At 54.4% G+C, this 2,485-nt stretch carries 1 rRNA gene; it reads right to left on the bottom strand.

The window, feature by feature from the left end:
* A 23S ribosomal RNA gene (locus ACTNDI_RS13930) occupies window positions 1-2,485 on the bottom strand; the annotation flags it as partial.

Raw genomic sequence — 2,485 nt, 5'->3', positions numbered from 1 at the left:
CGAATGGGAGTTCTCATCTTAAGGGGGGCTTCACGCTTAGATGCCTTCAGCGTTTATCCCTTCCAGACTTGGCTACCCGGCCATAGACCTGGCGGTCTAACCGGTACACCAGTGGTCTGTCCATCCCGGTCCTCTCGTACTAAGGACAGCTCCTTTCAAAACTCCTCCGCCCACGCCGGATAGGGACCGAACTGTCTCACGACGTTCTGAACCCAGCTCGCGTACCGCTTTAATGGGCGAACAGCCCAACCCTTGGGACCTACTACAGCCCCAGGATGCGATGAGCCGACATCGAGGTGCCAAACCACTCCGTCGATGTGAACTCTTGGGAGTGATAAGCCTGTTATCCCCAGGGTAGCTTTTATCCGTTGAGCGATGGCATTCCCACTTAATACCACCGGATCACTAAGCCCTACTTTCGTACCTGCTCCAACCGTCGCTGTCGCAGTCAGGCTCCCTTCTGCCTTTGCACTCTTTGGATGGTTTCCAACCATCCTGAGGGAACCTTTGGGCGCCTCCGATACGCTTTCGGAGGCGACCGCCCCAGTCAAACTCCCCGTCTGACATTGTCCCCCGCCCGGGTAACGGGCGCAGGTTAGAAGCCCGGTAACGCAAGGGTGGTATCCCAACAGCGGCTCCGGAAATACTGGCGTACTTCCTTCAAAGCCTCCCACCTATCCTGTACATGCATTACCAGACCCCAGTATCAAACTGGAGTAAAGCTCCATGGGGTCTTTCCGTCCTGGCGCGGGTAACCAGCATCTTCACTGGTACTTCAATTTCACCGGATGCATTGTCGAGACAGTGCTCAAATCATTACGCCTTTCGTGCGGGTCGGAACTTACCCGACAAGGAATTTCGCTACCTTAGGACCGTTATAGTTACGGCCGCCGTTTACTGGGGCTTGGATTCAGAGCTTCACATTTCTGTTAACCCCTCCTCGTAACCTTCCAGCACCGGGCAGGCGTCAGCCCATATACCTCACCTTTCGGTTTCGCATAGACCTGTGTTTTTGCTAAACAGTTGCTTGAGCCTGTTCACTGCGGCCCTCTTTCAAGGGCACCCCTTCTCCCGAAGTTACGGGGCTGTTTTGCCGAGTTCCTTAACAATGCTTCTTCCGTCGGCCTTAGGATTCTCTCCTCACCCACCTGTGTCGGTTTACGGTACGGGTATCATATGAACAATAGCGGCTTTTCTCGGTACATGGCTCACCGGCTTCCCTACTTTATTTCGGTCCGCATCACGGCTCTGGCTTATGCGGCGGATTTGCCTGCCACACACCTCTTCGCTTGCACGCGGCTTTCCATTCCGCGCCCCGGCTCTCCACATACGTCCCCACAGTTCTGTCATATCATAGTGCAGGAATCTCAACCTGCTGTCCATCGGCTACGACTCTCGTCCTCGCCTTAGGCCCCGACTTACCCAGGGAAGATCAGCTTTACCCTGGAAACCTTGGATATTCGGCCGAGAGGATTCCCACCTCTCTCTCGCTACTCATTCCGGCATTCTCTCTTCCATACCCTCCACAGCTCCTTACGGTACTGCTTCGCCAGGTATGCAATGCTCCTCTACCAATGTATAAATACATTCCCAGGCTTCGGTGTTGTGTTTCAGCCCCGGACATTTTCGGCGCAGGACCTCTCGACCAGTGAGCTATTACGCACTCTTTAAATGTGTGGCTGCTTCTGAGCCAACATCCTGGTTGTCTTGGAGATCCCACATCCTTTACCACTTAACACACACTTTGGGACCTTAGCCGCGGGTCTGGGCTCTTTCCCTTTTGACTGCCCAACTTATCTCGTGCAGTCTGACTCCCGTCCATCGGTCACGTGGCATTCGGAGTTTGATATCGCTTGGTAAGCTTTGACGCCCCCTTGCAAATTCAGTGCTCTACCTCCACGGATCTCGAACGAGGCCAGCCCTAAAGCTGTTTCGAGGAGAACCAGCTATCTCCGGGTTCGATTGGAATTTCTCCCCTACCCACAACTCATCGCCACCTTTTTCAACAGATGTGCGTTCGGCCCTCCACTGGCTCTTACGCCAGCTTCAGCCTGGTCATGGGTAGATCACCCGGTTTCGGGTCTGCCTGTACTGACTCATACCGCCCTCTTAAGACTTGGTTTCCCTTCGGCTCCGGACCTTCAGTCCTTAACCTCGCCAGCACCGGCAACTCGCCGGACCGTTCTACAAAAAGTACGCTGTCCACCGGTCATGTATCGGTGTCCAACAGTTTGAAGACACAGGGTTTCAGGTTCTCTTTCACTCCCCTCCCGGGGTTCTTTTCACCTTTCCTTCACAGTACTATGCGCTATCGGTCACTGAGAGTATTTAGGCTTGGAGGGTGGTCCCTCCGGCTTCCCACAGGGTTTCCCGTGTCCCGTGGTACTCTGGTGCAGCCTTGTCTGCTTCCGGTTTCGCCTACGCGTCTCTCACGCTCTATGGATAAGTTTCCCAAACTTATTCGGCTGCCTTCTTCAGTACGTTC

The organism is Bilifractor sp. HCP3S3_D3 (assembly GCF_052063915.1).
GTDB lineage: Bacteria > Bacillota > Clostridia > Lachnospirales > Lachnospiraceae > Bilifractor.
Note: the sequence above shows the minus strand (reverse complement) of the source record. Positions and strands in the feature narration are given on the sequence as shown.